This window comes from Kitasatospora sp. NPDC048239 (assembly GCF_043202015.1).
Lineage (GTDB): Bacteria > Actinomycetota > Actinomycetes > Streptomycetales > Streptomycetaceae > Kitasatospora.
The window spans coordinates 543,154-566,879 of the sequence record NZ_JBICZP010000005.1; the positions used below are offsets into that span (position 1 = coordinate 543,154).

Annotated in this window: 21 protein-coding genes; 10 read left to right on the top strand and 11 right to left on the bottom strand. The window is 72.7% G+C overall.

Translation table 11 applies throughout. From position 1 onward, the window contains the following. Window positions 1-49: 49 nt before the first annotated feature. The 3 genes from ACGFZP_RS16970 to ACGFZP_RS16980 all read right to left on the bottom strand — a co-directional run bounded on the left by ACGFZP_RS16970 (window position 50) and on the right by ACGFZP_RS16980 (window position 4,259). The gene (locus ACGFZP_RS16970) at window positions 50-1,414 is read right to left on the bottom strand and encodes an FAD-dependent oxidoreductase (protein ID WP_392933156.1); all 1,365 of its coding nucleotides are present in this window, start codon (window positions 1,412-1,414) and stop codon (window positions 50-52) included. A 190-nt stretch (window positions 1,415-1,604) separates the two neighbouring features. After that, window positions 1,605-2,999, bottom strand: coding sequence for an MFS transporter (locus ACGFZP_RS16975; protein ID WP_392933158.1), 1,395 nt, complete (start codon window positions 2,997-2,999; stop codon window positions 1,605-1,607). Between the two features lie 255 nt (window positions 3,000-3,254). Beyond that, a complete protein-coding gene (locus tag ACGFZP_RS16980; RefSeq protein ID WP_392933160.1) occupies window positions 3,255-4,259 on the bottom strand; it encodes a class I SAM-dependent methyltransferase in 1,005 nt (334 codons plus the stop codon). Between the two features lie 77 nt (window positions 4,260-4,336). On the opposite strand from ACGFZP_RS16980, the gene ACGFZP_RS16985 reads away from it, so the two are divergent. Next, the gene (locus ACGFZP_RS16985; protein WP_392933163.1) at window positions 4,337-4,921 is read left to right on the top strand and encodes a helix-turn-helix domain-containing protein; all 585 of its coding nucleotides are present in this window, start codon (window positions 4,337-4,339) and stop codon (window positions 4,919-4,921) included. A gap of 18 nt (window positions 4,922-4,939) precedes the next feature. Here the strand turns inward: ACGFZP_RS16985 and ACGFZP_RS16990 are convergent, their stop codons facing one another. Both ACGFZP_RS16990 and ACGFZP_RS16995 read right to left on the bottom strand, forming a co-directional pair. After that, complete coding sequence (locus ACGFZP_RS16990) at window positions 4,940-8,287, bottom strand: NACHT domain-containing protein (RefSeq protein WP_392933164.1); 3,348 nt, start codon at window positions 8,285-8,287, stop codon at window positions 4,940-4,942. A gap of 618 nt (window positions 8,288-8,905) precedes the next feature. Beyond that, entirely contained in the window at window positions 8,906-10,273 is a 1,368-nt protein-coding gene (locus tag ACGFZP_RS16995; RefSeq protein WP_392933167.1) for a M64 family metallopeptidase, read from the bottom strand. Window positions 10,274-10,400: 127 nt separating this feature from the next. Here ACGFZP_RS16995 and ACGFZP_RS17000 point away from each other — a divergent pair, with 127 nt between their 5' ends. The 6 genes from ACGFZP_RS17000 to ACGFZP_RS17025 all read left to right on the top strand — a co-directional run bounded on the left by ACGFZP_RS17000 (window position 10,401) and on the right by ACGFZP_RS17025 (window position 17,250). Beyond that, window positions 10,401-11,762: a tetratricopeptide repeat protein gene (locus ACGFZP_RS17000; protein WP_392933170.1), complete on the top strand. Its 1,362-nt coding sequence runs from the start codon at window positions 10,401-10,403 to the stop codon at window positions 11,760-11,762. Between the two features lie 253 nt (window positions 11,763-12,015). Then, window positions 12,016-13,653, top strand: a complete 1,638-nt coding sequence (locus ACGFZP_RS17005) for an AMP-binding protein (RefSeq protein ID WP_392933171.1) — start codon at window positions 12,016-12,018, stop codon at window positions 13,651-13,653. 221 nt (window positions 13,654-13,874) lie between these two features. Next, window positions 13,875-14,597, top strand: coding sequence for a hypothetical protein (locus ACGFZP_RS17010; RefSeq protein ID WP_392933172.1), 723 nt, complete (start codon window positions 13,875-13,877; stop codon window positions 14,595-14,597). Window positions 14,598-14,746: 149 nt separating this feature from the next. After that, entirely contained in the window at window positions 14,747-15,331 is a 585-nt protein-coding gene (locus ACGFZP_RS17015) for a helix-turn-helix domain-containing protein (protein ID WP_392933175.1), read from the top strand. Between the two features lie 42 nt (window positions 15,332-15,373). Further along, on the top strand, window positions 15,374-16,660 hold the full coding sequence (locus ACGFZP_RS17020) for an MFS transporter (RefSeq protein ID WP_392933178.1): 1,287 nt from the start codon (window positions 15,374-15,376) through the stop codon (window positions 16,658-16,660). A gap of 134 nt (window positions 16,661-16,794) precedes the next feature. Continuing rightward, entirely contained in the window at window positions 16,795-17,250 is a 456-nt protein-coding gene (locus ACGFZP_RS17025) for a hypothetical protein (RefSeq protein ID WP_392933181.1), read from the top strand. A 115-nt stretch (window positions 17,251-17,365) separates the two neighbouring features. Here ACGFZP_RS17025 and ACGFZP_RS17030 read toward each other — a convergent pair whose 3' ends face one another. The 5 genes from ACGFZP_RS17030 to ACGFZP_RS17050 all read right to left on the bottom strand — a co-directional run bounded on the left by ACGFZP_RS17030 (window position 17,366) and on the right by ACGFZP_RS17050 (window position 20,303). Further along, a complete protein-coding gene (locus tag ACGFZP_RS17030; protein WP_392933183.1) occupies window positions 17,366-17,830 on the bottom strand; it encodes a YdeI/OmpD-associated family protein in 465 nt (154 codons plus the stop codon). Window positions 17,831-17,965: 135 nt separating this feature from the next. Continuing rightward, window positions 17,966-18,379, bottom strand: a complete 414-nt coding sequence (locus tag ACGFZP_RS17035) for a VOC family protein (protein ID WP_392933186.1) — start codon at window positions 18,377-18,379, stop codon at window positions 17,966-17,968. 135 nt (window positions 18,380-18,514) lie between these two features. After that, window positions 18,515-19,159 carry a glyoxalase gene (locus ACGFZP_RS17040; protein ID WP_392933505.1) on the bottom strand — a complete coding sequence of 215 codons (645 nt, stop codon included), beginning with the start codon at window positions 19,157-19,159 and terminating at the stop codon, window positions 18,515-18,517. Then, complete coding sequence (locus tag ACGFZP_RS17045) at window positions 19,159-19,686, bottom strand: helix-turn-helix transcriptional regulator (protein ID WP_392933188.1); 528 nt, start codon at window positions 19,684-19,686, stop codon at window positions 19,159-19,161. Before ACGFZP_RS17045 ends, ACGFZP_RS17040 begins: the two co-directional genes overlap by 1 nt. Window positions 19,687-19,892: 206 nt before the next feature. Further along, window positions 19,893-20,303 carry a VOC family protein gene (locus ACGFZP_RS17050; RefSeq protein ID WP_392933191.1) on the bottom strand — a complete coding sequence of 137 codons (411 nt, stop codon included), beginning with the start codon at window positions 20,301-20,303 and terminating at the stop codon, window positions 19,893-19,895. 139 nt (window positions 20,304-20,442) lie between these two features. Between ACGFZP_RS17050 and ACGFZP_RS17055 the strand changes: the two genes are divergently transcribed. Continuing rightward, window positions 20,443-20,967, top strand: coding sequence for an NUDIX hydrolase (locus ACGFZP_RS17055; RefSeq protein ID WP_392933194.1), 525 nt, complete (start codon window positions 20,443-20,445; stop codon window positions 20,965-20,967). Further along, window positions 20,964-21,605, top strand: coding sequence for an ATP-binding protein (locus ACGFZP_RS17060; RefSeq protein ID WP_392933197.1), 642 nt, complete (start codon window positions 20,964-20,966; stop codon window positions 21,603-21,605). Before ACGFZP_RS17055 ends, ACGFZP_RS17060 begins: the two co-directional genes overlap by 4 nt. Before the next feature lie 90 nt (window positions 21,606-21,695). Here the strand turns inward: ACGFZP_RS17060 and ACGFZP_RS17065 are convergent, their stop codons facing one another. After that, the gene (locus ACGFZP_RS17065; protein ID WP_392933199.1) at window positions 21,696-22,958 is read right to left on the bottom strand and encodes a pyroglutamyl peptidase; all 1,263 of its coding nucleotides are present in this window, start codon (window positions 22,956-22,958) and stop codon (window positions 21,696-21,698) included. A gap of 321 nt (window positions 22,959-23,279) precedes the next feature. Between ACGFZP_RS17065 and ACGFZP_RS17070 the strand changes: the two genes are divergently transcribed. After that, a complete protein-coding gene (locus ACGFZP_RS17070) occupies window positions 23,280-23,573 on the top strand; it encodes a hypothetical protein (RefSeq protein ID WP_392933202.1) in 294 nt (97 codons plus the stop codon). Window positions 23,574-23,726: the final 153 nt, after the last annotated feature.

The window sequence follows — 23,726 nt, forward strand, 5'->3', positions numbered from 1 at the left end:
GGACCGTTGCCTCCGTGCCCCCGGGCGGCGCCGCCCGGGGGAGCCGGGGTCAGGCGCCGCTGCGGCGGAGCATCTCCTCGCGGTCGACGACCTTGACGCGGTCGCGTCCTTCGGCGGTGCCGAGGGCGCGCTCGTGCGCGTCGAGGCGGTGCCAGTCCTCCCAGGTGGTGAAGCGGACGGCCTGGGCGCGCAGGTGGGCCGGCACGGCGTCGGGGTCGGGTTCGGCGGCGCCGGGGAGGTGCCCGGCCGAGTGGTCGGCGAGCAGGCAGGCGACGGTCTCGTTGGCGTCGCCCTTGGTGTGGCCGATGAGGCCGACCGGGCCGCGCTTGATCCAGCCGGTCACGTAGGTGGCGGCCTGGTGGGAGCCGTCGGCGGCCAGGACGCGGCCGGCCTCGTTGGGCACGGTGCCGGAGACCGGGTCGAAGGGCAGCTTGGGCAGCTCGTCGGAGAGGTAGCCGATGGCCCGGTAGACGGCCTGCACATCCCAGTCGGTGAAGCGGTCCGTGCCCCGGACGTTGCCGGTGCCGTCGAGTTCGGTGCGCTCGGTCCGCAGGCCGACCACCCGGCCGTCCGCGCCGAGCACCTCGACGGGGGACTCGAAGAAGTGCAGGTGGATCCGGTGCGGCCGGGTGCCGACATCGCGGATGGCCCAGTTCTCCAGGGTGGCGGAGACCATGTCGGCGTGCTTGTTGCCGCGGCGCTCGGCGATGGAGCCGTCGTCGTACTCGATGTCCTCGGGGGCGACGATGACCTCGATGGTCGGCGAGTGGTCGAGCTCGCGCAGCTCCATCGGGCTGAACTTGGCCTGGGCGGGGCCGCGGCGGCCGAAGACGTGCACCTCGACGGCCCGGTTGCGCTGCAGCCCGGCGTGGACGTTCGGGGGGATCTCGGTGGGCAGCAGCTCGTCGGCGGTCTTGGCGAGGATGCGGGCCACGTCCAGGGCGACGTTGCCCACGCCGAGCACGGCGACCTTCTCGGCGTCCAGCGGCCAGGTGCGCGGGACGTCGGGGTGGCCGTCGTACCAGGAGACGAAGTCGGCGGCGCCGTAGGAGCCGTCCAGGTGTATCCCGGGGATGTCGAGCGGCCGGTCGGCTATCGCGCCGGTGGCGAAGACGGCGGCGTCGTAGAAGCGGTGCAGGTCGTCCAGGGTGACGTCGGCGGGGTAGTCGACGTTGCCGAACAGGCGCACCTGCGGCTTGTCCAGCACCTGGTGCAGCGCGGTGACGATGCCCTTGATCCGCGGGTGGTCGGGGGCCACGCCGTAGCGGATCAGCCCGAACGGGGCGGGCATCCGCTCGAACAGGTCGATGGAGACCCCCGGGTCCTTGGCGGCGTCGGACTTCAGCAGGGCGTCTGCGGCGTAGATGCCGGCGGGGCCGGCGCCGACGATCGCGATACGGATCGGGCGGGTCATGTCGGGGCGTTCCTCCAGGCGGGCGGGCGGGCGTACAGACGGGCGGCGGGCGCGGGCGGGCGGATCGGCGACGGGCGCGTGGTTGAAGCAAACCCGGGCCGTGCGGCCGGCTGTAGGGGCTATGGACCTATGGCCTCATAGAGCGAAGCTATGGCCTGCGGCCTTGGCCCGGGTCGCCCGGCTCGCCGCCTCAGCCCGCGCTGCCCCCGCCCGCGGTCCGCCGCGCGAGGGTGCGGCCGCCGACCGCGGTGGCGATCGCGACCAGGATCAGCAGCGCCGCGATGCCGAAGGTGGTCCGCATCCCGGTGGCGACCGCCTCGGGGCGGGCGGTGCTGATGTCGGCGGTCGCCGAGGCGACGGTGAACACGGCGCCCATCACCGAGGCGCCGGTGACCAGCCCCAGGTTGCGCGACAGGTTGAGCATGCCCGAGACGACGCCGCGCTGGTCGGGGCGGACGTCCGTCATGACCGTGGTGTTGTTGGCCGTCTGGAACACCGCGTAGCCGACGGTGATGACGACGATCGGGACGAGGTAGCCCGCCGTGCCGAACCTCGCCGGCAGCACCGCCAGCGCGAGCGATCCGGCGGCGATGCCGACCAGCCCGAGGACGGTCATCCGCGGGGCGCCGAAGCGGTCCGCGACCCGGCCGGCCGGTACCCCGGTCAGCGCGGCGACCAGCGGGCCGACCGAGAGGACGAGCCCGACCGGGGCCTCGCCCAGCCCGAGCGTGCGGGCGAGGTAGAACGGCCCGACCACCAGGGTCGCCATCATCACCGTCGAGACCAGTGCGCTCATCACGAGGCTCGCGCTCAGCGCCGCATCGCGGAACATCCCCGGCCGGATCAGCGGCGAGGCGGCCCTGGCCTCCGCCCGCAGGAAGAGGCCCGCGCCGAGCACGGCCGCCGCCAGCAGGGCCAGGTTGAGCGCACCGAACCGACCGCGTCCGAGCGTCATGGCGAGGGCGTAGGCCGCGAGGGTCAGGGCGAGCAGCAGGGTGCCCACCCGGTCGAAGGCCGCCCGCTCCGTGCGCGCCCTCGGCCGGTCGACCGGCAGGTGGCGGTGCGCGAGGAGCAGCGTCACGATCCCCAGCGGTGCGTTGACCAGGAAGACCGCCCGCCAGCCGAGGCCGGAGATCAGCGCGCCGCCGAGCGAGGGGCCGAGCGCGGTGCCGATGGCGGACATCGTGCCGAGCAGCCCCATGGCGCTGCCGGTCCTGGCCTTCGGCACCGTCTCGCCGACGAAGGCCATGGTGAGGGCCATCATGACGGCCGCGCCGAGGCCCTGTACGGCACGGGCCGCGATCAGCAGCTCCAGGCTGGGGGCGACACCGCACAGCACGGAGGCCGCCGTGAACAGGGCGATCCCGGCGAGCAGCAGCCGTCGGCGGCCGGTGAGGTCACCGAGGCGTCCGACGCTGACGATCAGGGTGGTGATGGCGAGGAGATAGGCCAGGACGATCCACTGGACCTGCTGGAACGAGGCGTCGAAGGTCGCGGCCAGGGTCGGCAGGGCGACGTTGGCGATGCTGGTGCCGAGCGAGGACAGCAGCATCGAGAGCGACAGGCCGGCGAGTATCCACCCCACCGCGGGTGTCCGCTCCGCACCTGGGGCCGCTGCCGTGTCCGGGTCTGCACTGACGGGTTTCACCATGCACTCCTGAGCTTCGTGGTCCCATACGTGAACTCCGTTCGCCGGCCGCCCCGGAGCGCGGCCGCCGGGTGGCGGCCGGCCCGGGCGACCGGATGGTGGTGCCGGAGGTGGTGCAGACGGGGGCTGGGAGCGGGGCGCCGACGGCGGCTGTGGCGCCGGGCGCCGCCGCACCCTGGCCGGGCCAGGCCGTCAGGCGGGGCGCACGCCCGTGAAGACGGTGGTGGCGGAGAGCAGGAAGGCGTCCGACCGGTGCAGGATGCCCTCCGGCGCCGCGGGGTCGATCAGCACGTCGAGGGTCTTGCGGTCCTCGTAGTCCAGGAACTCGCTCATCGCCTCCCGCACCCGGGTCAGATGGGTGTGCAGGTAGCCGCGGGCCGGGCCGCCCAGCGGCGCGGGCAGGTCGAGGAGGGTGGTGAAGCCCCCGACCGGGGTGAGCCCGGCGCGGCCGAGCATCGCGGGCCAGTCCTCGACCACGGTGGTGCTGTCGGGCAGCTCGGCCCGCATCACCTCGAACCAGTACTCCTGGACGGCGTCGAGCCGGGCCTGGAGGCCCGGGCGGCCGATGCCGAGCTCGCGCGGGAGGTAGCGCATCGGCAGGCCGCCCTCCGCCACGGCGAGCAGCCCGCCGGGCCGCAGCGCACCGGCCAGCGCGTTCAGCGCGCCCTGCTGGTCGCCGAGGTGGTGCACGGCCCGGCTGCTCCAGATCACGTCGGCCGCGCCGAGCCCGCCGTCCAGGCCGTCCGGCAGCTCCGCGTGCCGGACGGTCACCCGGCCGCCGAGGCCGAGCCGCTCGGCGCGGACCAGGGCGCGCTCCAGCAGGCCGGGGGCGCCGTCCACGGCGACCGTCTCGGCCTGGTCGAAGGCCTCGGCGAGCACGCTGGTCATCACGCCCGGCCCGCTGCCGATGTCGAGGACGCGCCGGACCTCGTGCTCCGGGCCGACCAGCTCCCGAAGCCGGGCCGCGACCTGGTGCAGCGCGGGGAGCTGCAGCTCGCCGTTGGTCTCCAGCTGGGTGGCCATGACCTCCCAGTCGATCTCGGTGCCGTGGCTGCCGTGGCCGTGCCCGTGGCCATGGCTGTGTCCGTGTCCGTGGCCCTGGCCCTGACCCGGTCGGTCGCGGTGCCCGTCGCCGTGGCCGTCGGGGTGTCCGTCGCGGTGTCCGTCGGGGTGGGTGGAATCGCTGTGTGCGCTCATGCCGGGAGCATGCTCCGGGCGCCGAGACGATGGCAACTCCTGTTGCCATTTCCGGGACGCCGGGGTGGAATGCCCGGATGGACACCCCACCGACCTACCAGACGGTCCTCGACGAGGTCGCCCCGAGGCTGCGGCGGCTGCGCGCCAAGAGCGGCCTCACGCTGGCCGCGCTGTCCGAGACGACCGGCATCTCGAAGAGCACCCTCTCCCGGCTGGAGTCCGGCCAGCGCCGCCCCAGCCTGGAGCTGCTGCTGCCGCTGGCCGGCGCCTACCGCGTACCGCTGGACGACCTGGTCGGGGCCCCCGAAGTGGGGGACCCGAGGGTCCGGTTGAGGCCCCGGCCGATGGCGAACGGCGGCACGTTCGTCCCGCTGACCCGGGGCCCCGGCCCCCTTCAGGCCTACAAGATGATCATCTCTGACCGGGGTACCGAGCCCGATCTCCGCACCCACGAGGGCTACGAGTGGCTCTACGTGCTGGACGGCCGGCTGCGGCTCGTCCTGGCCGAGCACGACCTGGTCCTCGGCCCGGGCGAGGTCGCCGAGTTCGACACCCGGCTGCCGCACTGGTTCAGCAGCGCCAACGGACAGCCCGTCGAGATCCTCAGCCTCTTCGGACGGCAGGGCGAGCGGATGCACGTCCGCGCCAAGCCCCACGCCTGACGCCGCCGCGGCCCGCCGTCAGCGCTCCCGCCCACCGGCCGGCTGCCGCCCCCTGCCACCGGACCGGCGCCACCGCCCGCCCGGTTGGCGGACCTCCGTGTCGGAGGCCTGTGCCGCGGAGGGCGTCCTGGTCCGCTCCGCCATCGCCGTCCAGAACCGGCCGAGCTCGCGGTCGGTCATGCCCTGCCAACCCGCCCTGGCCCGTCGGACGGTGTGCCGCTTCAGCAGCGCCTGCTGCTGGCGGCAGAAGGGCTCGCGCAGTTCGGCGCCCGGCTGCGCCCCCTTCGAGGGGTACGGGCACAGCTCGAACTGGCAGCCGCGCAGGCAGCTCGTCCCGGGCTCGGCCGTCCCCGGCATGCCCACCGTGCGCTCGGGGTGGAGCGCGGTGCGGTCCTTCGTCAGACAGGGCGGCAGCACCGTCCGGTTGGTGCGCTGCAGCCGGGCGTCGACGAACTGCCCGTCGCGCTCGGTGAGGTTGAGCAGGAGCAGCATGTCGGCGAGCAGCTGCTGGGCGCGCGGGTTCAGGGTGCTCCAGCCGACCGACGGCGGAATCCAGAGGTTGTGCTTGCGGTAGACCGTGGGGTCGGCGGGCCGCGAGCCGATGTTGGCCATGGCCCCCTTCTCGTCGATCCAGATGAACCGCTCGGGGTGCCGGGTCTCCAGGGCGAGGGCCGCCAAGTCCCCGGCCTCGGCGACGAAGGGGTGCAGCCGGTTCCCGCCCTGCGCCGCCGACTCCTCGGCGGGCCGGTCGCCGGGTGCCTGTTCGCTGCCCGCCATGCCGAGCCAGCGCTCGACGGCCTGCAGCGGGTCGGTTCCGGCCCGGCTGCCGACCGCCGTCCCCTCCAGCACGTCGTCGGTGGTGTCCGGGAGCTCCCACAGGCACAGCGCGTGGATCAGGGTGACCTGGGAGTACCAGAAACGGGCGTGCGTGAGCATGTGCTCCGCCTGTTCGATCAGGTACTCCCGGGCCTCGTTGGAGGTCGCCGGATGCCGCCTGCGGCGGTTTGCCGCGCCCTTGAAGCCCTGGGCGAGGGCGATCTCCAGGGAGATCGGCAGGTCGGCGCGCCCGGTCGCCGGGTTCGGCGCGAGGTGCTGCAGCCAGAGGTCCATCCGCTCGCGCGCCTGGTCGCGCCGCTCGCTCCCGACCGAGCCCACCACCATCGGGACCAGCCACGCCCTGGTGACGAACTCGCGCCAGATCTCGACCCTGGTCCGGGCGACCCGCTCGATCACGACGGGCTCACCGGGCGAGCCGATCCTCTTCTCGCGCTCGCGGCTCTCGTCGTACCGCTGGTCCTCCATGGCCTTCTTGTACTGCTCCCACGGGTCGTACCGCAGTGTGTCGGGATCCTTCTTCCGCTTCGGCCACGGGAAGAGCCAGCGCAGGGCGTCGAAGGCGTTGTCGCCGCCAGCGCCGATCTCCTGGGCAATGGCCAGCCGGACGGGGTAGCTGGCCTCGATCCAGCTGATCCTCATCATGTCGCCGTAGGCGGGCTTGATCCACTTCCCCGGCTCCTCCGCGTTCAGGCGGTCGAGCCGGCGGGCCACCTCGCCGAAGCAGTGCACCAGCCGCAGCTTCGCCTCGTCGAGTGTTCGCGGGTCCGCATCGGTGAGCGCCCGCCACCGCTGCCGGATCACGCCGGTGAGGACGGTGTGGGCCGAGTCGGCGGCCTCGCCGGTGTCGATCTCCAGCGCCGCGGCGAACAGGTCGAGGGCCTTGTCGTCCTGCCGGGCCTCGGCCGCCGTGCGGAGCAGCTCGACCGTGGCGCGCCGAGTGGTGTCCCGCTTGCGGCGGGACCGCAGGACCAGGGCGATGAGGAGTTCGCGGCCGGGCTCCACGAGCGCCTTCTCGAGGTCGGCGACGGATCTCCGCTGGACGGTGTCGAGGAAGGAGGACCCGAGGTAGGCCTGCAGGATGCTGTGCGGGAACCGCACCTTGTAGCTCTGCGCCTCCACCAGCCCGAGCTGCTCACCCCGCGCCGCGTAGCGCGACAGGGCGGTGCGCCAGCAGGACTCCTCCGACTCCCTCGGCAGGTCGGGCACGTGCTTGCGCAGCCCGGCGAGGATCTCCGGGTAGCGGACCACCGGCTCTCCCTGCTGCTCGTCGCCCTTGCGGGGCCAGCCGATCAGCTCGTCGAACCTGACCTCCAGCCGGTCGTTGAGCAGCCCGATGCAGGCCAGCGCCGCGACCACCCAGACCGTTCGCTTCCGCTGCTCCGGGGAGATGTCGAACTGGGCCCGGAGATGGCCGTTGACGAGGGCCTTCTGCCAGGACTGCAGCAGGCTCAGCCGGATGCCCGACCGGTCGCCGCCCCGGGTGTCGATCTGGTCCCACTCCTTGGTGTTCTCGAAGTGCTCCAGGAGCTGGTGCTGCCGTAACTGGCGGGCGATCTGCAGGTAGAGCGGCGACTCCGCGACCGCGGCCGTCTCGACGATCCAGTCCAGCCTCCGGCTGTCCGCGCCCGGCTCGTGCTGGGCCAGGTAGTCGAGCGCGGCCTCCTCGCTGAGCGGTTCGAGATCGATGACGGCCGCCTGGGTCCCTTCGAGCGCAGCGTGCGGACGCGAGGCGATCACCAGCGGCAGCCGCTGCTTCTGGGCCCGGCCGATCGCGCGGCGGATCACGCTGTCCCGGTTCGACTGCCGGTCGTCGTCGCAGAACGCCTCCTCCAGCCCGTCGGCGATGACCACGGCCTTGTCCTCCATGCAGAGCTGGCGCCACACCCGTTCGGCCTGGGCCCGGGACACCACCCCCGGGTCCACCTCGTCGCAGAAGCGCTTCTTGGCCAGCTCGCTGAAGTTGAGGTCGTCCCCTTCGAGGTCGGCGCGCCGGAGGTGGATCGGGACGGGAACGGCGCCGTTCTCCGCCAGTACCTGGGTCAGCTGGACGAGTACGGCCGTCTTCCCGCTGCCGATACCGCCCACCAGCACGTACGGCCGGCGGTGGCGGCGGTCCCGCAGGGCCTGGGCGATGACCGAGCACAGCTCCTGCCGGCCGACCACCTCGTCGATGATCGTGCCGGCCGTGGGCACCAGCTGGCGGGGGTTCCTGCGCGCGGTCCGCCCGAGCGGCCGGATCGTCTTCCAGTGCCGCACGGCCAGGAAGACGGCCGTGCTCAGCGAGAGGACGAGGAACGGCGTGCTGAAGCCGACGACCACGCTGCAGGACTGGCCGGTGTTGCGGCAGGTCCGCTCGACGAACCCGGGCTTCCCGCCGATGATCACGGTGACGGCGAGGGCCAGCCAGCCCAGGAACACCACGGTGCCGATCCGCGACAGCACCTTGACGTACGTCCCGGGTGTCCAGCGACCGCGCCACTTCTGTGGGGTGGCGACCCGCTGGTGGGCCTCGGAGTGGACGCGCCGCATCCGCCAGGCCCGGCTGACACGGGATTTCGCCCAGGACCGGAGGCGCCTTCCGCGAACAAGGCGAGGCTCGCTTGGCGGCCGGAACTTACCCTCGGGATGCCGGATGACCTGACTCATCGTGGTCTTCCCTCACTGGCATCGGATGGAATGTGCCACCACCCGCACCATTCAGCCTACGCGCGCCTGGGCGGGGCTGCGCTGCCGTTTGTGCGGGACCTGCCGGGAAGTGACAGTCGGTCACCTCGGTCCGGGTTTTCGGCGGTTTGTCCGGCATTTCGGCAACGGACGGTAGCGTCGGCCGGGTGGGTCGATCGCTGCGCCGGGCGGGGGCGGGTGGTTACGGCGGGTCGGTGGCTACGCCGGGCTCCGGTGACGTGGCGGGTCGGTGGCTACGCCCGGTCGCCGGCGGCATCGGCGAGGCGAGCCACGCGACGATGCGGACGGCCTGCGCGGCGCGGTGGCTCGCGTACCTCTCGTCCGACGATCCGACCGTCATTCCCGACCCCCGTGGTGTGCCCAGGGCCCGGGTTCACGCCTGGCCCCGGGCCACAGCGGTCGGCGGGCGGCCCGGGGCGGGGTCGGTTGTGCCACAGCGGTCGGCCGGCGGCCCGGGGCGGGTCAGCGCGTGACCTCCCAGGAGAGGGTGTCCGTCAGGTCGCGGCGCAGTGCCGGGTCGATCACGGCGGGGGTCGGGTCGGTCGCCACGGCGGTGAGCCGGTGGCGCAGGTGCTTGGGGCCGGTGAGGTGCAGCGCGCCGACGGCGAGGTCCGTGCGGTCGCGCAGGGCGGTCAGCTCGCGGCCGTCGAGGTACCAGCGCAGCCGGGTGCCGGGGGCGGGCAGCTCGACGGCGAGCCGGTCGGCCGGGGTGAGAAGGGTGGTGGTGGGGGTCGGGCTGGCGAGGGTGGCGGCGTAGCGGTAGAAGCCGGCGATCATGGCCTCGCGTCCGGGGAGGTTGAACTCGCGGCCGAGCGATCGCATGATCGAGTTGTCGGTGGGTCGGTAGAGGCCGGTGGGGTAGTAGCCGCCGCCCTCGTACGCCCCGACGGTGCCGCCGTCGGGGGAGGTGCGGCCGAGCCAGCGGTACCACTTGGTGCGGCTGCGGCGCAGCTGGTCGGCGGTCAGCGTGGTGGAGTTGGCCTCGGTGGGCTCCTCCCCCTGGTAGGCGCCCTGGCCGTCGTAGAAGTACTCGTCGGCGAGCAGGCCCAGGGAGTGGCCGGTCTCGTGCACGGCCACCTGGCCGGAGCGGTCGTTCCCGCCGGAAACGGTGGCTATCCCGGAGTAGCCGAGCGGGGAGACGACGTCGTTGTAGCCCGCACCGCCGTACTTGGCGCTGTTGGCGACGACGAGGACCAGGTCCGCCTGGGGGGCCTTGGCGGCGTAGCGGTCGACGGCGTCGGTGTCGACGCAGAGCAGGCGCTCGGTGTCCTCGCACCAGAAGTAGGAGCCGAGGGCGGTCTGCCGCACGGTGGCGCGGTCCGGATCGCCCGAGACGCCGGACTGGGCGGAGACGGCCTGCACGGCCCAGACGTTGAAGAGCGCGCGGTAGGTCGTGTAGGGCTCGACGGCGGTGATCTCCTGCCACTTCCTGGCGGCGTCGGCGAGGAAGTTCCCCTGCTCGGCGGCCGTGTAGCCGTCTCCGATCACCACCACGTCGAGCTTCGCGGCGGTGCTGCCGTTGTGGACGACCTGGGTGACGGTGCCGTCGCCCTCGGCCGGTCCGGCCAGGGACTGCGGGGCGGTGAACGGGGAGGCGGCCGGCACCCGGGTGCGGCTGATGGCGCCGTCCTCGGCGAAGGCCTCGACCTGGTGCCCGGCGCCCGGTCGGGCGGGGGCTTGAGCGGGGGCGGCCTGGGCTTGTGCCGGGCCTGCCGTGGCGGCCGTGGTGGCGGGGGCCTGGTCCGCTGCGGTGGCCGGCCCGGCGCAGAGGCAGAGCGCCGCCAGGGCGGTGATTCCGGCCAGGGTGGTGGTGAATCCGCGGTGACGCACGATGGGCCTCCGAAGCCATGTAAGTTGAGGGTTAATCAGACTTAAGTGACGAGTTAATGTAGAACACTGCCGCGTCCACGACAATGGGGCGGACGGAAACGGCAGGAACCCGACGGAAGGGGCGGCCATGACCGCGGAAAGCGAACCGGACGGTATCGGCCGACGCGTCCAACGGCTGCGCAGGGAACGGCGCCTGACCCAGCGGATGCTCGCCGAACCCGCCTACACCGCGGCCTACGTCTCCACGGTCGAGGCGGGCCGCGTGCACCCCTCCGAGGCCGCGCTGCGCCACCTCGCCGACCGCCTCGGCGTCACCTACGACGAACTCGCCACCGGCCGGCCGGCCCACCTGGTGGCCGAGCTGAAACTCGCCCTGACGGAGGCCCAGAGCGCCCTCGCGGACGGCGACACCGCCGAGGCGGCCCGGCGCTTCGCCGCCGTCCTGGACCGCGCCACCCAGCACGGCATCGACGCCGTCCACCCCGCCGCGGTCCTCGGCCTCGGCGAATGCGCGCTGGAGGCCGGCCGCCTCGACGAGGCCAGGGAACGCTTCGAGGAGGCCGAGCGCCTGCTGGCCGGCGAGCCGCTGCCGCGCCGCGCCGCCGCCATCCGGGGCCGCGCCGTGGCACACCTGCTGGCGGGCGAACTCCGGTACGCGTGCTACCTGTTGGAGACCGCCATCGACCAGCTCAACCGGAGCGGACTGCACGACCCCGACGCGCTGCTCCTGCTCTACTCCGCGGCCATCGGGCCGTACATGGACATGGGTGCGCACGCCCGGGCCGCCCAGGCCGCCGAACTGGCCCTCGCCCTGGCACCCGGCGCCACCGACCCCGCGCTGGTCGCCGGGCTGCACCGGAGCGTCGCCCGCACCCTGATCGCGGACGGCCGCACGGCCGAGGCCGACGCCTCCCTGGCCAAGGCGCAGGAGCTCTACCAGCGGCTGCGCCTCACCTCCGACCTCGCCAAGTGCCACTGGATGCGCGGCTACGTCCACGCCCAGGCCGGGGACCTCGCCGAGGCCGAACGCGAACTGCACACGGCCCGCGGCATGCTGGCCTCCCAGCAGGCGGAACTCTTCACCCACCAGGTGGACGTCGAGCTCGCGGACGTACTGCGCCGCCGCGGCCGCCGCCGCGAGGCCGAGGACCTGCTGCGCAGCCTGCTCGACCGGATCGGCCCGGACCGCGGCGCCGTCCACGCCGCCGGCGCGCACCGGCTGCTCGGACTCATCGCCGAGGACCAGGACGCACCGGCGGCCGCCGAGGAGCACTACAGTACCGCCCTCGACCTGCTCGAACGGGCGGGCGCGGCCGGCGATCTGGCCGACCTCTGCCGACTCCTGGGCGACCTGCTGCGCCGGACCGGCCGGACCGAACGCGCCCTGGACGTCTACCGGGCCGGGCTCGGACACCGCGCCGCCCCGGGCACCACGACGCTGGGCCCCGCACCCGCAGGCCCGCCCATCACGGCCGCCACCGGTCGCTGACCGTCCGGTAGGACCGGGCCCCGGACATCTCCCAGGCCGAACAGGCGTGCCCGGCAAGGGAGATGTCCGGAGCCCGGCCTGACGGCCCGGCAGACCCCCCATTCGGGGGTTGGCCGATTCCGGGCGCGGCGTGGATCATGGTCATCCGCAACGCCACCCCCGGCCGGCCCCCTGCGGGTGGAGTCGCGGCTCCACGGGTAGGAGCAGGGCCGGTCCGTGACCCACCACCCCCGCCGCATCCAGGAGGCCAACCGTGTCGACAACGCCGTCCGCCCGAAGCTACTCGTCGGGTACCTCGGACGTGCCGCTGCTCGGTGACACCATCGGCGAGAACCTCGACCGCACGGTGCGGGCCTTCCCCGACCGGGACGCCCTGGTCGACCGCGCCGCCGACCGCCGGTGGAGCTACCGGGAGTTCGCCGCGGACGTCGACGCGCTGGCGCTCGGCCTGCTCGCCCAGGGCATCGCCAAGGGCGACCGGGTGGGCATCTGGGCGCCCAACTGCGCGGAGTGGACGCTCACCCAGTACGCCACCGCGAAGCTCGGCGCCATCCTGGTCACCGTCAACCCGGCCTACCGCTCGCACGAGCTGGAGTACGTGCTGAACCAGGCCGGGGTCCGGCTACTGGTCGCCGCCGAGCGGTTCAAGACCTCCGACTACGCCGCGATGATCGCCGAAGTCCGCCCGAACTGCCCGGAGTTGGAGCAGGTCGTACTGCTCGGCGGACCGGACTGGGACGCCCTGCTGGTACAGGGCAGGGCGGGCGACCCGGCCCTCCTGACGGAGCGGCAGGCCGCGCTGAGCCCGGACGACCCGATCAACATCCAGTACACCTCGGGGACGACCGGCTTCCCGAAGGGCGCGACGCTGTCGCACCACAACATCCTCAACAACGGCTTCTTCGTCGGCGAGTTGTGCACCTACACCGAGCGCGACCGGATCTGCATCCCGGTCCCGTTCTACCACTGCTTCGGCATGGTCATGGGAAACCTGGCGGCGACCTCGCACGGCGCCTGCATGGTCATCCCCGGGCCCGCCTTCGACCCCGCGGCCACCCTGGCCGCCGTGGCGGCGGAGTCCTGCACCTCGCTGTACGGAGTACCCACCATGTTCATCGCGGAGCTGGCCGATCCCGGCTTCGCCGACTACGACCTCTCCTCGCTGCGCACCGGCATCATGGCGGGCGCGCCCTGCCCGATCGAGGTGATGAAGGACGTCATCGAGCGGATGGGCATGGCCGAGGTGTCCATCTGCTACGGGATGACGGAGACCTCGCCGGTGTCGACCCAGACCCGGGCGGACGACTCGGTGGACCGCCGGGTGTCGACGGTCGGCCGGGTGGGCCCGCACCTGGAGGTCAAGGTGGTCGACCCGGAGACCGGCCGGACGGTACCCCGGGGCGAGCCCGGAGAGCTCTGCACCCGCGGCTACTCGGTCATGCTCGGCTACTGGGGGGAGCCGGAGCGGACGGCCGAGGCCGTCGACGCCGCCCGCTGGATGCACACGGGGGACCTGGCGGTCATGGACGAGGACGGGTACCTCGGCATCACCGGCCGGATCAAGGACATGGTGATCCGCGGCGGGGAGAACCTCTACCCGCGCGAGATCGAGGAGTTCCTCTACACCCACCCGGACATCCTGGACGTCCAGGTGATCGGCGTGCCGGACCCGAAGTACGGCGAGGAGCTGATGGCCTGGGTCCGGATGAGGGAGGGCGCCGACCCGCTCACCGCCGAGGCGGTCCGGGCGTACTGCACCGGCCGGCTCGCCCACGTCAAGATCCCGCGCTACGTGCACGTGGTGGACGCGTTCCCGATGACGGTCACCGGCAAGATCCGCAAGGTGGAGATGCGGGAGCTGGCCGCGGACCTGCTGGGGTTGGATTCCTAGGCTGCGGCGGGCCCCTGGCAGGTGACGGTGGTGCCCGGCGGACCGGCCTCCGGCGAACCCGGCGCCCCTGCCGAAGGGCAGGGGGGCCGGGGCCTGGCGCGATCAAGAACCTGCCGAACGGTACATGGACCGGGCTGCGGGCCGAGCGGGAGGCTTGACCCGTCAGCAGGAAGAAGCCCCGGCCTCCGGTCGATGGGCTGTCCAGGCAAGGGGAGTTCGCCATGTCCGTCATCACCACCACCAGCGCCCGCACGAAGACCGTCGGGGCGATCGCGCTCGCCGTACTGCTGGCCGCCGCGGGCGGCTGCGCGGGATCGTCCTCCTCCAGCGCCACCGCCACCGGTGGTGCGGGTACCGCAACCACCTCGACAGCGAATTCGGCTACTGCTACCGCCACGACCACACCGAGGGCGGCGGTCAGCGGATCGGCGCGGATCGCGTACGCCTACTCTCCCGACGACGACATACGTTTCACCTTCGAGGCGGAGGCCGCGCCGTTCAGCCGGGTCTCGCCGGAGGTGCCCCAGGGCCTGCCGACGGATGCGCGCGGCACGGTGCGGATCTCGCACCACGTGGCGGCGCTGAACCGCACCGTGACGTCGGAGGCCGTCGTGGACTGCCTGGTGACGGGCGATCGGACGGCCTCGTTCACCGCCGTGATCACCCGGGCGGACGAGGAGGTCGCCGACTCCGTCGGGCAGCGCCGGGGCTTCAGCGTCCTCGACGGCGGCTCGCCCGAGCACCCCGACCGGGTCGGCTTCTCCTGGGGCGTGGCGAACCTGGACACCGACCCCGACGGCAAGGCGATCGAAGGTCGGGTCGGCACCTGCATGGCACCCGCCCCGTTCGCCCCCGTCATCACGGGCGACCTGACCGTCCGCCCGGCCGAGCTGCCCCCGATCCCGGCCCCGCCCACCACCCCGACCACTACCCCGGCGGGTTAGGGGCCCAGCCGATCTGACGGGCCGCCAGGCGCGCTGAACTGGACGTCCTCCAAAGGGAGGAGCCCGGCGGGGGCGGTGTCGTCACGGGGGGGCCATTGATGTAAAGATTCCTTTGCAAAGAAATGGTGGCGCCAACTACGATGCCGCTCATGACGGAGCCTCAACCCGCCGTACGCAGCCTCGACGCGCGCTCCCTGCGCGGCCTCGCGCACCCACTGCGGATGCGCCTGCTCGCCGCGCTGCGGGAACACGGCCCAGCCACGGCGACGAAGCTGGCGGGCCGGCTCGGCGAGTCGTCCGCTTCGGTCAGCTACCACCTGCGGCAACTCGGCGCGCACGGCTTCATCGCGGAGGATCCGGATCGCGGCACCACCCGTGAACGCTGGTGGCGCGCCGAACACCGCGGCCACCGGTTCGACACGCTGGAGGAGTTCCTGGAGAGTCCGGACCTCGAAGTGCGCGGCGCCATGGGGGCGTTCCTGAGCGAGGTGGCCGCCGTCCACGCGCGGGAGCTGGGCGGCTGGCTCGCCGAGACCGGCGAGTGGCCCGAGGAGTGGCGTCGCAGCTGGGACATGAGCGACTTCAACATCCGCCTCACGCCCGAGCTCGCGAGGGAGCTGGTCCAACGGGCGCACGACCTCGTCCAGAGCTACCGCGACCTGGCCGCCGACGACGAGGCGCAGGCCGTCCCGGTCCGCATCCACCTGCACGCCTTCCCGCTGCCGCAGAGCTGACACCGGACAGAGCTGACACCCGACACCCTCGAAGGCACGCCCATGACCGTCACCGCCCCCGGTCGGGCCAACGAGGCCCGGGCCGTCCCGGACCGCCGACCACTGGGCACCCTGCTGATCGCGAACCTGATCTCGATCACCGGCAACGCCTTCGCCGGCATCGGTGTGCCGTGGTTCGTCCTGCAGACCACCGGCAGCGCCTCCCGGGCGGGTCTGGTGGCCTGCTGCGGGATGCTGCCGCTGGCGGTGTCGGCACTCGCCGGCGGCCCGGTGATCGACAGGATCGGCCGGCTGCGGGCCTCGGTGCTGTCGGACCTGGTGTGCGGGACGGTCATCGGACTGATTCCGCTCCTCCACTGGGCGGGCGTCCTGCGGTTCTGGCAGCTGTGCCTGATCATGGCGGCCAACGGGCTGTTCCAGGCACCCGGGGAGACCGCACGCCAGGTCCTCGCCTCCGATCTCGCCGACCACGCGGGCGTCCCGCTCGCCCGGGCCATGAGCCTGTACACCGGCGCCTCCCGAGGCGCCCGGCTGCTCGGCGCGTCGGGCGCCGGGCTACTGATCGCGCTCTTCGGCGCGGGGTCCGTGCTGCTGCTGGACGCGGTGACCTTCGGAGTCTCCGGGCTGCTGATCGCCGTCGGTGTCCGGCGCGTGCCCGCCGCCGTCCGCCGACGCGACGCGCTCCCGGCGGGCCTGGCAACCTACCGCGCCGAACTGCGCGAAGGCCTGGCCTTCCTGTTCCGCCGGCGGCTGCTGCTCGCCATCACCCTGGTGCTGATGGTCACCAACGGCCTCGACCAGGCCTGGAGCGCCGTCCTGCTACCCGTGCACGCCGAGCGCGACCTCGGCGGATCGATCGACCTCGGCCTACTCGCGGGCCTCTTCGCCGCCGGAGCGCTCGCCGGCGCGCTGCTCCACGCCACAGTGGCTGGCCGGCTCCCGCGCTGGCCGCTCTACAGCTGCTGCCTGCTCGTCAGCGGATGCCCTCGCATGCTGGTCGCGGCGTTCGCGCCCGGCCTGCTGCCTCTGGGGGCTGCGCTCGCAGTGGCCGGCCTCGCCGCCGGGATCTGCAACCCGATCGTCTCGACCGTGTTGTACGAGCTTGTGCCCGACGCCCTGCGCAGCCGCGTCACCGGCGTCCTGGCCGCGGGCGTACTGATGGCGACGCCCCTAAGCAGCATCGCCTGCGGCTACCTGGTGGACCGAACCGGCCTGAGAGCAGCCCTCGTACTCCTCGGCGGGGCCTACCTCCTGATCACGCTCTGCCCGCTGCTCTTCCCGTCCTGGCGCCGGATGGACGGACCGCGTGACCTCGGGGCAGGTACGTGAGTGATCCGTGAACTCGAGTGGTTGCTGCTTCCGTTGGTACGGGTGAGGGCTCGTCGGACGGGCGTCGGGTGGGCTGCGGCCCGGGTGCCCCGGGCGTCTGCCGAGGCCCGGTCCCCGACCAGTCAGGAGCACACATGAACAAGATCAAGGCCGCCGTGGTGGCCACCGCCGCCCTCGCCGGAATCGGGCTGGGTGCGGCTCCGGCGTCGGCAGGTGACATCGACGTCCCCGCGCGCTGCAGCAACAACCAGTTCGGCGGCAGCTTCCTGTGCGGCGGCGCCTACGGTGACGGGGTCACCTACTTCGGCTTCCGGGACGGCACCAGCGAGATCTTCGTGATCGGAACCGACCACGCCGTGTGGACGCGCTGGACGACCGGCAGCTCCGGCAAGCTGAGCGCCTGGACCTCCATGGGCGGCTACTTCACGGGCAAGGTCTCGATCACCCGCCAGACCATCGGCGGCGCCTTCACCATCACCGCACGCGGCAGCGACTACAACCACATGTGGTCCCGCAACCGTGACCAGAACGGGAACTGGAACGCCTGGTACGTCGACGGGCCGCCGATAGCCGGCATCGGCAAGTCCTGACCGTGGTGGGGGAGCCCCGGAGAACCGGTCCGTGACCGCTTCGGGTCTCCCCTCATGCGTCGGCTCCGGGTGGATGCCGCAGCGGTACCCGGGGCTGCGGCGACCGCCGCGGGGATCAGCCCCGCAGGGTGGCGATGGCCTTCTCGATGCGCCGTTGGCGCGTCTCGGGCTTCTTCGCGCTCACGATGGCGCGGACGTGCTCGCGCTTGTGGCTGTACGCGAGGTCGTCGTAGGCGGCGCGGGCGACCGGGTCGTCGTCCAAGGCCTGCGCGAAGTCCGCAGGCTCGACGACGACGCGCGGCTCGGTGTCGAGCTCCAGTCCGACCTCGACCTCGTCGCCGATCGCAACATCCGCGGCCTGCCGGTTGGCATTGCTGAGGCCGAGCAGGTGGCGGCCGCGCAGCAGGGCGACCCGGCTCTTCCAGGAATGCCCGTTGACGGTGATCCTCACCGGCGGCCGCGCGCCCCCGCCGAGCGCTGCCACCACCTCGGACGGGACTTCCAGACCCCGCATGGGCTCAGGCGGCTCAACGTAGGTCCGAAACTTCATGATCTTCTCCTGCTCGTCCTGCCGGTTCACCGCGGATCCCGCCCGCCCGGCTCCGATTGCCGCTCCCGCTGCCGCTTTCCGCTTTCCGTGCCTGGGTCACGGCCGGCCGGGACGGCGGCGGCTTGAGCCCCGTCGTCCCGGCCGGCCGTGCGGCAGGGATCGCGGTTACTCCGCGTAGGGCTGGTCGGCTCCCTGGGCGCTGTAGCCGAGGCTCCAGACGTAGCCGTCCGGGTCGGCGAAGGTGCCGCCGTACCCGCCCCACGGCAGAGCGCCGGCGGGCTTGAGGACCGTGGCACCGGCCTGGGCGGCCTCCGCCATGACCTCGTCGACCCGCGCCTCACTGCGGACGACGTAGGTCAGCACCAGCCCGCTGAAGCCGCTGCCTTCCTGGTCCGTGCCCACCAGGTCGGCCAGGCCTTCGCGGCCGTAGAAGCCGACGGGCGAGGCGCCGTCCGATTCGAAGAACACCGAGATACCGAAGTCGTTCTGGATCTTCCAGCCGAGCCCCTCGGTGTAGAACTGCTTGGCCCGGTCCATGTCCCGGACGCCGAGAAGGATCGAGCTGACGTGCGCCTTCATGTCTTACTCCTTGTATGTGAATGATTACGTTTCGTGTGGGTGATTATGTGCCCGGCTGGGCGTCCGGGCAGGGCCTGGGCGCCACCCAGGCGTGTGTCCGCCGGTGAACCGTGGGGGACTCCTACCGCAGACGGGCTACGCGGCGGTCTCCCAGGCGAAGCCGTCCGGGTCCGTGAAGGCGTCGGCGGTGCCGCCGAGGACGATGCGGTGCGAGCCGGTGCCGTCCACGGGGACGCCGAGGTCCTTGGCCAGGGCGCGGCGCTTGTACAGGGCCAGCTTGACCGGGCCCGCCGCACCGGGGGCGAACTCGGTGTACTTGCCGCCGAAGCTCTTCGCCACGGTCAGGCCGCGGTCGACGTAGAACTGCCTGGTGGCCTTGACGTCCTCGACGCCGATCAGCAGGACCAGCTCGTCGATCTCGCGGGTGTCGGGACCGGTGTCCTTCTTCGCGGAGGTCGCGATCTTCCAGATCGTCCCGTCCGGGGCCTGGACGACGCCGCCGTAGCCCCACAGCGACTTCGCGGCGGGCTTCAGCACCGTGGCGCCCGCATCCACCGCTGCGGTGACGAAGCCGTCGACGGTGGCCGGGCCGGAGACCGTCAGCGCCAGGGTGAAGCCGCGGAATCCGGCGGAGTGCGCCTCGGACGCCCGCAGGCGGACGTGGGCGTCCACGCCGAAGGCGGTGTAGAAGCGGAGGGCGGCCTCGGGGTCGGCCACCTCAAGGGTGACGGAGGCGAGGGCCGTGCGGGCTGCGGTGGAAGCGGTGGTTGCCATGACCATCACGCTAGGGGCCGCACCCCGGCCGGGGCTTCTCGATTCCTGACCGGTCGCGCGACCTGCCTCGCCACGCACGCGGGCATCCCCTCCGCCTTGATCGCGAGGACCGGGTCGTGCGCCGCACTTTCCTCTGTACCCGCGGCCTCGGCGGCGGCCACGTCCGCCGCCTGGCGCCGGAAGGCCCCGGGCGGTATGCCTACCAGCTCGGTGAAGCGGGTGGTGAACGTGCCCAGCGACGCACAGCCGACCGCGAAGCAGACCTCGGTGACGCCGAGGTCGCCCCGCCGCAGCAGCGCCGCCGCCCGCTCGATACGACGCGTCATCAGGTACGCGTACGGCGACTCGCCGTAGGCGTCCCGGAACCGCCGGCTCAGGTGCCCGGCGGGCATGGGCACATCGCGGGCGAGCGCCTCCACGTTCAGCGGCTGCGCGTACTCCCTGTCGATCCGGTCCCGGACGCGGCGCAGCCGCGCCAGATCGGCCAGACGCAGTGCCTGGATGCGGGCACGCCGCCAGTCAGGTCTGCACATGAGAACCCTCCCCTTGTTCTTCTTTTCTCTTCCCATGCCGTTGACGTCTTCGAGCGTCCGGGGTGCCCGCCTCGGCGGACACCCCGGACGCTCGGTGGTGTGGACCGGCCCGTCGGACTCGACCCGTGGGGTCGGGCAACCGCCGGGCGGCAGCGGGACGGAGTCCGGGCTCACGGCCCGCACGGCCGCACCGCTACCCGCAGGGCTCAGCGCACCTGCTGGATGCGGACCAGGTTGCCCGCGGGGTCACGGAAGGCGCAGTCACGGACGCCGTACGGCTGGTCGGTCGGCTCCTGGACGACCTCGGTGTCACCGGCCTGCACCTTCTCGAACGTGGCGTCGACGTCCGGGGTGGCCAGCAGGATCCAGCCGAAGGTGCCCTTGGCCATCATCTCGGTGATGGTGCGGCGCTCGTCCTCGGTGATGCCGGGATCGGCGGCAGGCGGCGCCAGAAGGATCGACGTACCGGGCTGACCGGGCGGGCCGACCGTGATCCAGCGCATCTTGCCCTGCCCGACATCGCTGCGGACCTCGAAGCCGAGAACGTCGCGGTAGAAGGCGAGCGACGCGTCCGGATCGTCGTGCGGGAGGGCGGTCGTGTGGATGGTGATGTCCATGGCGTGCAGGGTAGACGCGACCCCGTGGACCGCGCTTCTCGATTCCTGACCGATCCGGACCGGCCCTGACCTTCACGGCCATGTCACCCGGAGCGCACTCGCGTCCCGCGACAACGGGGGTCATGGGATCGTGGGTGCCGTGGATGAACCGGTGGAACGCGTAGACGATCAGGATCAGGTGCTGACGGTGGTGGACCGCGGGGAGGCCATCCGTCGAGGCTGGCTGCACCGCGTCGCGACGACGGTCTGCCGCGATCAGCAGGGGCGGGTACTGGTCTACCGGCGGCCCGAGAACCTGTCCCGCTTCCCCGGCCATCACGAGGTCATGTTCGGCGGGGCCGTCGACGTGGGCGAGTCCTACGAGCAGGCGGCGGCCCGGGAGCTGGTCGAGGAGCTGGGCGTTCACGTGCCGGTGCGCTTCTTGTTCAAGTTCCTGTGCCAGGGGGCGATCAGCCCGTACTGGCTCGGCGTGCACGAGGCCGTGATCACGGGCGAGGTGACGCCTGACCCGCAAGAGGTCGCCTGGCACGGTTGGCTGACGGAGGCGGAGCTGCGGGACGCCGTGCGGCAGTGGCGCTTCGTCCCGGACGGGCAGGAGGCGTTCGCCCGCTATCTCACGCATCGCCACGGGCTGCCCCGGATGCCTGGGACACTTGGCCGATGAACGTTCCGCCTGTGCCCCGGCGCAATACGACGCACGACTGGGCACGTACCGTTGATGTCGATCATCTTTCCCAAATCCGTCGGCACTCGGCCGAGTTCGCTCCCGGCGGTGTCCGGCACCTGATTCTCGAGGTCCTCGCCTACGCGGCAGACGAGGCCGAGTGCAACGACGGGGGGCGGTGCTCCGTCGCCCTTCACCCCGACGGCTCGGTGTCGGTGTCGGACGACGGAAGGGGCACCGCTACCGGCATCAACGACCAGGGCACAGTCGTGAGGAAGCCGGTGATGACCACCAAGGACCTCCGGTTCTTCGACCTGGCCGACGCGGAGCTGCTCCCCGACGGCCATCCACGCCGGGGCATATCCGTTGTCGCGGCGCTCAGCGAGTGGCTGGTGCACACCAACCGTCGCCTGGAGGGTGCCTGGACCCAGCGCTATGAACTGGGCATCCCGGTGGCGGACCTGCAGCTGATCGCCGCCGACGGACACACCGGGACGACCGTGCACTTCCGTCCGGACCGAGCCCTGCGTGCGGTGGACGGGCCGGCAATCGATGAGCTGGAACGGTTCGCCGAATCGTGGCCGCACCTGTCTGTCCACGTCGTCGATGGTGAGTCCGGCAACAAGCCGACTCGGTGACGGTGAAACCACGTTCCGAACAGCGTCGGGCGGCTGAAGGGGCTCACGGACCCACCCGTCCTGCCGTGCCCGGGCGGTGGTGTCGGGGCGTCAGTGGCCGGTCTGTTGGAGGATGGCGAGGATCTCGTCGCCGATGGCGGCCTCGTTGCGTTCCAGGTCGGGGCCGGTGAGCTGGTCGGGCTGGTCGGGCAGGCCGGTGAGGACGGGGGTGTGCAGGTGGCCGCCGGGGAGCCCCGGGGCGAGTTCGAGCCGTAGGCGATTGGACCGGTAGGCGACCTCGTTGGAGAGGTATCCGCCGCCACCGCCCGCGACGGCCCGGGAGCCGGGTGTCGGGCCGTCCTCGCGGTCGACCGGGCCGGTGGACCCGGCGGGGATCTCGGTGACGTTGGTGTTCAGCCGCACGGGGTACGGCTGCTGGATGGTCGTCATGGGTGCGGTGGGCAGGCTGGTGGCGATGAACTCCGCTCCGGGGTCGAGGCCCGGGGCGGTCACCGGGTGCTCCCGGGTGCCGCCGGAGAGCGCGCCGGTGTTGTCGGGGTAGGGGTCGGCGGACCGCGCACGCCCGGCCCAGGCCTCCAGGGTGAAGAGCCCCGGGTACCCCTGGCTGATCGTGGTGATCAGATCGGCGGACCGGGGCCCGGGGGCCAGCCGCGGGGCGAAGGCGCGTTCGACGATCCCGCGGTCGAAGTCGGCGTAGCGGACCGGGAGCATGACCGCCCTGACCTCGGCCCGGGTGCCGTCGGCCAGTGTGATCCGCAGACCGTTCAGGCGCAGTGCGGCGGAGCCGGAGGGGTTGGCCCGGCGCAGCTCGCCGTCGAGGCCGAAGGGGTCGAAGCCGCTGACGAAGACCCGGCGCAGGCCCGGCTCCCCGGTGAACTCGTTGTCCTGCAGCCCGCGGGAGGCGTCCTCGAACCGCTGCCGTAGGGCTCTGGCGTCGATCGGGAAGCGGGGCTGCCACTGGGCGAGTCGGACGGTCATTGCCAGCCGGGTCCAGTAGAGCGGGCGGTCGTCCGGTGTGGGCAGGTCACCGCCGGGGCGCCGGTCGTGCGCGCGGTTGACCGCCGCCCTCCAGAGCGCCTGGCCCCAGGTGTCCACGAGCCGCCCGGCCTCGGAGGCGTCCCGGGCGGTGCACAGGGCGGCGGGGAAGCGGTGGACGAAGTCGCCGAGGCCGGCCCGCTCGGTGAAGGCCGCCGCTCGCGGATCCCCGAGGCGGGACTGCTCGGTGTCGACCGGGGGAGCGTCGACGGTGCGGCAGGCCGGCTGGGCCTGGGCCGTGGCGGTGCCCGGTAGCAGGGGGACGCCGAGTGCGCCGGTGAGGGTCGCGGCCAGGAGGGCGTGCAGGGCGGAGTTCATGGCATGGACATTACCGATGGGTCTGACGGGCCGCCAGATCGCCTCAGGCCGGATGGACGGGGTGGGTCGCGGTGTGGTGGACGGGGGGCGGCCGACCCGAAGGACGATCGACACAGGCCACCCGGTGGCCTGGCACCTTTCGGTGGCCGGATCAGAGGAGTTGGCAAGTGGATCGAAGGGGTGAAGGTCTGATCGGCCGATGAATCGACTGTGGGCTGGCTTGGCCTGGTGAACACGCTCACGGATGGCCGAGCGTCCGCCGGGGCGGCCCGGGCCTCCGGTAGGGATGGCTCGTCCATCGCCTATCCGAAGGGACCCGACATGTTCGCCACCACGAAGAACCCGAAGAACACGAACACGAAGAACCCGAAGAACACGAAGAGGAAGCCGACGAGGCTCGCCATCCGCGCGGTCTGTTCGCTGGTCCTGGCCGCGGTGCCGCTGCAGCTGGCGGCGGCGCAGCCGGCCGCCGCCGAGGGGCCGCGGACCCCGGAGGAGGCGGCGGTCTGCAAGGGGGTGCTCAACGCCCTGGTCGGCGGGTCGCTGTTCGGCGGGCAGGGTACCGAGGCGGTCTGTGCGGTCCAACCGGACGGTGGTGACACGAGCGGGAGGTGAAGCGGGAGGGGAGAGGCACCCGGGACGGCGTCGCGGTTCACCCGGGACGCCGGGCCCGTCGTAGGGCCCGTACCCGGGACACCGTGCGGACGGCCGGGGCCGTGGTCCGGGGCGTGACCGGGTCAGGAGAGCGGTCCCGTGCCCCGGGCGCCC